The organism is Thermoactinomyces mirandus (assembly GCF_013868055.1).
GTDB lineage: Bacteria > Bacillota > Bacilli > Thermoactinomycetales > Thermoactinomycetaceae > Thermoactinomyces > Thermoactinomyces mirandus.
In genome coordinates this window covers 57,633-64,721 of the sequence record NZ_JACEOL010000055.1, presented here as the reverse complement: position 1 = coordinate 64,721, position 7,089 = coordinate 57,633, and the positions used below count along the sequence as shown (strand labels likewise).

Genomic DNA, 7,089 nt, shown 5'->3' with positions numbered 1-7,089 from the left:
AATCCCGCCACTGCAATCAGAGGACAATGATCCAACGATAAAAAGGGATTTTCATATAACTGGAACCTCCGGAATATTTTCGTTACGGGTCTCTGGTTTTAGCCGAGTGTACAACTGGATCTATTATTGGAAGAATAACCGAAAAACTATAGTTTGTATATCCAAAATAATCCTAATTAAACTGGTATTTAGCTACAAATTCAGTTCACAGAAAGAAATTCCATGCCAGATCCGCCCAGAAATTAAACTTTCTGTTTTTTCCATTTTCTTTGAGATCATAAACGCAGTCACCGCCTAAATATGGTCACTGCGTTTATTTTTTCATTTATTAAAAAGAGATTTAATACCTGAATATCACCTTTTTTGGCTCATTAAGATGGTACGTTTTGGGAAGAACCTAGAGTAAAAATATCCTTCCGCATTACAATACAAAGATAAAAAGCAGACTTTTTTCCAAAGAAAATAACCCCTGGAACAACCAGGGGTTATCTTGTCAAACTTCTGCATTTTTCTTTCCATACCATTTTTCTTTCAGTCTTTCCTGCAGTCCTGAGAAAAACAGATAAACGATCGGAACGATAAACAGTGTCAGCAATGTGGAAGAGGTGAGACCGCCAATAACTGCGACCGCCAATCCCTGTGACATCATGGTGCCTTCGCCGTATCCAAGTGCAAGCGGCAACAGGGCAAAAATAGTGGCAAAAGCGGTCATCAGAATCGGACGCAACCGGGTTCCTCCTGCTTCAATCAAGGCACTCCGGGTATCCAGCCCGCGTTTTCTCATCTGTTGAACCCGGTCGATGAAAACGATGGCATTGGTAACGACAATCCCGATCAGCATCAGGGCACCGATCAGGGCCGTTGCACTGATTGGCTGACCGGATATCCACAGCCCGATCAATCCGCCAATAATCGCATAGGGGAGTGAGAACAGAATCGTAAATGGTGCCGTGGCTTCACCGAAGGCAATCAGCATGACAACGTAAACGGCACCCACCGCTACAATCATGGATTTACCCAGATCGGCAAAGCTTTCATTCATCAGTTCGGCATCTCCGCCCAGTTTCACAGAAACCCCATTCGGCAATTTTGTATTTTCGATTTGTTCCTCGATATCCCGGGAAACGGCTCCGGTATCCTTGATGGTAACATCTCCCGAAATCGTCGCTACCAATTGACCATTCTCTTTACGGATGTTGACAGGACCCTCTTCCTTTTTAACAGAAGCAATCTCTTTCAATTTCACCATCTCGCCGGCAGGAGAAAGAATTTCGATCTCTTCCACCTTTTTCACAGAGTCCAATTGCTCTTCCCGCAGGCCCAACTTCACTTCCTGGATTTGTTTTCCGTTTTCAATCTCAAAGATGGTATCGGCATGCAACAACCCGCGGACACTCAGAGCAACCTGTTGCGCCACCAATCCTTTTTTGGCCGCCTTCGACTGATCCACTTCAATGGTGACAAGTTCCTTTTGCTCACTCAAATTGTTTTCCACGTTGACCAACCCGTGTACTTTTTCCATTTTGGCAGCCAACTGGTCGGACACTTTCCTGATGGCATCCAGGGAAGCCCCGGTCACGCTGACTTCAATCGAGTTGGCTGCCGGAGAAATACTGTTCACTTCACTGACATTGATGACCGCCCCGGAATCAACACTCTTCAATTCTTTGCGGATTTGTTCCAGGAATGAATCAATCTTTGTCTTGTCGGCCAGAGTAACAAACATGGTTGCGCGATTGGCGCTTCCGATACTGCCGTTATTCATCAGTTCACCTTGCAGGTTGCCGACAGTAGAGGTAATCAGTTCCACTTCTTCATGCTGTTTCAACTTTTGTTCAATTTGTTGCGTAATCCGGTTCGTTTTGTCCAGCTCGGTTCCGGAAGGCATTTCCAACTCAATATTCATGGCTTTTTCTTTATCAGATGGCAAAAAGCTGGTTCCGATCAAAGGTACGAGTGCAAAGCTTGCCAGCAATAACAAGGTTGATCCGACCAGAACGATTTTCTTGTGGTTCAGGGACCAGGCAAGCGCCCGTTTATACTGCTTGGCCAGCTGATTGTGCGTCTGTCTTTTTTTGATCGGTTTTCCTCTTAAAACGAGCAATTTGGCCAGTACCGGAACGATGGTAACTGCCACCAAAAGCGAGCAAATGAGTGCAAAAGCAACCGTCAATGCAAACGGATAAAACACTTCGCCAACAATCCCGTTAATAAAGCTGAGTGGCACAAACACCGCGACTGTTGTCATGGTGGAAGAAGTGATAGCGGAAGCCACTTCCCTGGTTGCCAGCCGGATCACTTCTGTGGTGCGCTCCACTCCTTTCATCAAATGGCGGTAAATGTTTTCGATGACGACAATGCTGTCATCGACAACCCGGCCAATCGCAACGGTCAATCCGCCAAGCGTCATGATATTCAGCGTAATGTCAGCCTGTTTCAACAAGATCAATGCTGCCAGAACCGAAACAGGAATTGACACAACCGAAATCAGGGTCATCCGTATATTGCGCAAAAACAGCAAAATGACAAGGGATGCAAACAGTGCCCCCAGCAATCCTTCCCGGACCATGGAATGGATCGATTCCTTTACCTCTTTCGACTGGTCAAACAGCATCGTAAAGTGAACATCCTTGTTTGTCTTTGCCAACTGGTCCAGTTTCTCATTGATTTGATCAGCAACCTCAACCACGTTGTCATCCGGATTTTTGATCACTTCAATATTGACCGACGGCTTTCCATTGGTACGGGTAATCAACGTATTGTCCTCGGCTGATTCCGTAATGGTTGCAATCTCTTTCAGCTTGACGGTTTGAATTTTCCCGTCTTTCATTTGGGGTTTCCCGGACAGAGCTGGGGAGATTTTCCCTTGAGACGATGGCATTTGGGCCGAATTGGATTTTTTGGTCAATCCTTCTCCGCTGGACTGGGGCATTTTGGAGACCATTGTTTGCAATTGCTGGCCAAGATAGGCCAATTCGGCCTGTTTTGCCTGCAATTGTCCCCGAAGCATGGCCGCCTGCTGCTGGAGCTGACCGTTGTCAGGTTTTTTTTGCAGCTCTTCCATCGTTTTATTCAATTCGATCTGGATTCCGATGATTTCTGCCTGAACCTGCTGTGTATGTGCCTGCAGTTTTGCCAGTTGCCTTGTTCCTTCACTCACCTGACCAAGTCCCTGACTTACCTGACCAAGCCCCTGGCTTACCTGGCCCAATCCTTGACTGATCCCACCGACAGCCTGCCCCAATCCGCCAACTGCTTGTCCCAGGGATTGCATGGACTGGCCAAACTGGTTAAAAGCATCCTGAATTCCTGCCGTTATATTGGGCTGAACAGTCAGTTCATAATTCTTCAGCTCCTCCACTGAGGTGATATCCTGATTGACGCGAACAGGCATATTGATCGCACCTTCATTCAAATCACCGACTGGCAGGGACATCTGGGCACTGGCCAGCATTTGCCGGACTTGTTGCAACGACAGATTGTGTTCTTTCAAGGCTTGCGGTTTTAAGCGGATATAGACCGCTTTGGGGCCTTCTCCCTTGACTTTCACTTCGCCTACTCCATCCACCGAGTCCAGTTCCGGCTTGACAACGTCATTTATCCAACGTTCCAGCCCGGCTATGTTTTTCTTGTCACTGGTAACCGTAAAGTTAATGATGGGAAACGTGTTAAAGCCAAAACGGTTAAAAGTGGTATCCATAACCTCTTCCGGCAAAGACATCCGGTCAATGCCATCTTTCATTTGCTGCTGCGCTTTATCCAGGTCAGCATCAAAGCCAAGTTGCGCAACCACAACGGAAGTGCTGTCTGCTGAGATGGAAGTGACTTTGTCAACACCTTCGATCCCCATCATCTCTTTCTCGATCGGTTCCGTTACTTTTTCGGCAATATCTTCAGGCGATGCGCCCGGATACGGAGTAACCGCTACAATGACAGGAAAATTGATATCCGGCATTGCTTCCATTTTTAATTGCGTGGCGGTGTAAATACCACTCCCTGTTACCAGAATTACCAGGATTAACAGCGCTGCGACGTTTCGCAGGGAGAAACGGGTCAACCAGTTCACTTTCATCCTCCTCTTATTTAATCCAGCAAATAATTAATCTCATTAAATAATAACGTTACCTGGCTTATTAAAACAGTATTTGCAGCTGTTTTTCATATAACTTCCATTTTTTGAAGTTGAAATGTCAAAAAAAACCAGGGAGTGCTCTCCCTGCCAGACTGGTCGACAAAGTTTGGCAAATTGTTCGCCCATGTTTTTGGGAATGTCAACGCTATGTCTGATCCCGCATTTTTATCAGCCGGATTGGATTCCCCGCGACAAATGCGTAAGGAGGTACATCCCTGGTTACAACTGAACCGGCTCCCACCACTGCATGATCTCCAATCGTGATCCCGGGCAAAATGGTCGTATTGGCACCAATCATCACATGGTCTCCAATATGTACTTCTCCCAGACGATACTCCTCCACCAGATACTCGTGTGTCAAAATGGTCGTATTGTATCCAATGACCGTGTTTTTCCCGATATGAATCTTTTCCGGATACAGAATATCCATCATCGCCATAAATGCAATTGCCGTATTTTCACCAATTTCCATATGCAACAGCTGGCGGTAAACCCATCTTTTCAGGCTCATGAAAGGCAGATAGCGGCTTGTAACAATAACCAGCGTGTTTTTGAATACCTTCCAAAATGAAATCGTCCGGTAAATCTGCCATAATGAGTTTGGTCCCGTTACTTTGAATCTGTCCGTTTTACGCATCCTGGTAGCATGTCTCCCCACTTATTTGCATGATCCCGAGCAGATCGCGCATGTCCTCCAGAATATAATCGGGGTTATACCGGCGCAGTTCTTCCAGATGCAGGCTCCAGGTTACAGCCGCAGTATTGACAGAAGCCCTGTTGGCAGCAATCAGGTCATAACGGCTGTCTCCCACCATCAAGGCCTGATCAGGAGTTGCATTCACCTGCTTCAGGGCAAGCCGGATCATATCGGGTTCCGGTTTTGCCTTTTCCGTATCGCCAATACAGACAATGGTTTGCATCAAAGGCTTCAAGCCAAACAGATCCAGCCCTTTTTCGACAACCAGCCGTCGTTTGTTCGAGACAATCCCCAAAGCGATTCCCGCCTGGTGCAATTGCTGAAGAACCTGTCGGACATGGGGGAATTCCTCAACATAATCATCATGATGCCTGACATTGTAGGTTTGGTATGTTTTTACCATCTCTTCGGCCTGCGAGGGATCAAAATGCCTCATCTGGTCAAGCAGGGGCTCCCCCATAATGGGAATAACATCATTTACGGTATATTTGCCGGGGCAATGAGATTCAAGCGTATGCATAAAAGAGGCAAGGATTAATGAGTTCGTATTGATCAGTGTACCATCCAGATCAAACAAGATGACGGAATACCTCACACAATTCACTCCTTAAGCATTTTGTGTTTCTTTCGTTTCATCCACTTTTTCTTTGGCAGTTTTGTCAATCCGGCGCCAAATGATCAGGATCAGGCCCAATAAAATCCCAACCAGACTGATCAATTGGGCAACGCGAATATTGCCTCCGGTAAGTAACCCTGGTTCAAACAGGGCATCCATCGGCAGCCACAACGCCTGAAGTATTTGTTCAAGCCATTCTGCCCCTTCAAAGGCAAGACTGTCGGTTCTGAGCCCTTCAATGAAAAAGCGCCCCAGCGAATACCAGATCAGATAAGTAAAGAAGATCTCACCCCGTTTCAGATTTACCTTCCGCAAACCGATCAGCAACAGAAATCCAACCAGGTTCCAGACTGATTCATATAAAAAGGTTGGATGATAATAAGTTCCATGGATATTCATCTGTTCGATCAGCCAGTCAGGCAAATGCATATTTTCCAGAAATGCACGGGATACTTCTCCTCCATGCGCTTCCTGATTGATAAAATTCCCCCATCGTCCAATTGCCTGGCCAAGAATAATGCCTGGTGCCACAATATCTCCCATTTTTAAAAATGAGAGATTATGCTTGCGAACAAACAGGTAGCCGGCGATAAAAGCACCAATCAGCCCGCCGTGAATGGCAAGCCCGCCTTTCCAAACAGCAATGATGTCTTCCGGGTGGATCATGTAATACTCCCATTCAAACAGCACATAATATAACCGTGCCCCAACAATGGCAGAAGGCAGCACCCAGATCATCATATCCAGTAACAAATCGGGATCGATTTGCTGGCGTTTTGCCTCTCTTGTCGCCAGAAACAATCCCAGAATGGCAGAGGTCCCCATAATTATCCCGTACCAATGTATCTGTAACGGTCCCAGCGAAAGAGCAACAGGATCAATAGCTGCTGGAATCATGCTCGTCATCTCCCCTTTGTCAAATGATTTGACACTTGAAGTTATTTTAAAGGAATTTGCAACCAATTTCATCCTTTCATAATTAAATGGTCTGGATTTGTTTCCTTGCTCTACTCTTGCTATACGTACCATCATACAAGTATGGTAGAATAATAACCCAAATTATAAATGATATATTTTTGTGTCTAAAATTCCCAGATGAAACAAAAAAGTTTTTCATGATATGAAAACGGTTGCTGCAAATTCCTGCCCGGGAAATGACAGGCAACGCTGGTGGTACTTAAGGAATATCCTGAAAATTTATAAGCAACAAGGCAATATTTTATAATTTATTTTTATCTCTATATTAAGCCCTTGAAAAGATCATATGAAATATTTAAAAAAATGTTAAGTTCTTAAATATAGACATAAAAAATCTGATTCATTAAAATAATATACACAAATTACTGGAGGGATTTATTTTGTTGGCAATTGAATCTCATCAAGATGAGGCTGACCGTTATGACTGCATGGAATGTGGAAAACGACAAAGTGTTCATATTATAGAAGATCGGGGATTTTGTTCAACCCCTGGATGCTTGTCCAATGATCCCGTCCAATTTGTGTATCTTCCTCATTGGTCCAAGCCTAAAGCCTGTCACGCGGACCGTGAGATCACAATTTAACAGGAAAAATGCAATATGGCTGCCTCTTGTTTCCCGGAAGCAGCCCTTATGCGTGATCGGTGGAGTTGTCAACCTTTCGGGG

4 protein-coding genes are annotated in these 7,089 nt (G+C 45.3%); all 4 read right to left on the bottom strand.

Annotation, left to right across the window (positions count from 1 at the left end):
• Window positions 1-493: 493 nt before the first annotated feature.
• The 4 genes from H2C83_RS15010 to lgt all read right to left on the bottom strand — a co-directional run bounded on the left by H2C83_RS15010 (window position 494) and on the right by lgt (window position 6,414).
• Window positions 494-4,066 carry an efflux RND transporter permease subunit gene (locus H2C83_RS15010; protein ID WP_181742006.1) on the bottom strand — a complete coding sequence of 1,191 codons (3,573 nt, stop codon included), beginning with the start codon at window positions 4,064-4,066 and terminating at the stop codon, window positions 494-496.
• 211 nt (window positions 4,067-4,277) lie between these two features.
• Window positions 4,278-4,769, bottom strand: coding sequence for an acyltransferase (locus H2C83_RS15005; protein WP_181742005.1), 492 nt, complete (start codon window positions 4,767-4,769; stop codon window positions 4,278-4,280).
• Window positions 4,762-5,424: a pyrophosphatase PpaX gene (gene ppaX / locus H2C83_RS15000; RefSeq protein ID WP_181742004.1), complete on the bottom strand. Its 663-nt coding sequence runs from the start codon at window positions 5,422-5,424 to the stop codon at window positions 4,762-4,764. Before ppaX ends, H2C83_RS15005 begins: the two co-directional genes overlap by 8 nt.
• A 12-nt stretch (window positions 5,425-5,436) precedes the next feature.
• Window positions 5,437-6,414 (bottom strand): prolipoprotein diacylglyceryl transferase, encoded by a 978-nt coding sequence (gene lgt, locus H2C83_RS14995; protein ID WP_246333950.1) that lies wholly within the window; start codon window positions 6,412-6,414, stop codon window positions 5,437-5,439.
• Window positions 6,415-7,089 lie beyond the last annotated feature (675 nt).